Consider the following 560-nt stretch of genomic DNA (forward strand, 5'->3'; position numbering starts at 1 on the left):
CCTTGCGATCAACCCGAACAGCGACCAGTACCTGGAAGAGCGTTTGCAGCTGCTGGACGAGCAGTTGGCCACCGTCACCCGCCTGGCCAAGGACAACGAGCTGCCCGATGCCATCCTCACCGAGTCAGGGCTGAAAATCACCCCGCTGGATGCGGCGGTGCCGGATCGGGCGCAGGCGCTGATCGACCAAACCAGCCAGTTACTGCCGCGCATCAAGATCACCGAACTGCTGATGGACGTGGACGACTGGACGGGCTTCAGCCGCCACTTCACCCACCTGAAGGACGGTGCCGAGGCCAAAGACCGGACATTGCTGCTGTCAGCGATCCTGGGCGATGCGATCAACCTCGGGCTGACCAAGATGGCCGAGTCGAGCCCCGGCCTGACCTACGCCAAGCTATCCTGGCTGCAAGCCTGGCACATCCGAGACGAAACCTACTCGGCGGCCCTAGCCGAGCTGGTCAACCACCAGTACCGTCATACCTTCGCCGCTCACTGGGGCGACGGAACGACCTCTTCTTCCGATGGCCAGCGCTTCCGGGCGGGCGGTCGGGGTGAAA

At 63.8% G+C, this 560-nt stretch carries 1 protein-coding gene; it reads left to right on the forward strand.

The annotated features are described in order from the left end of the window. The coding region (locus tag R7044_RS27205; RefSeq protein ID WP_225456227.1) for a Tn3 family transposase at positions 1-560 on the forward strand (560 nt) is incomplete at both ends.

This window comes from Vibrio sp. 1402 (assembly GCF_033340275.1).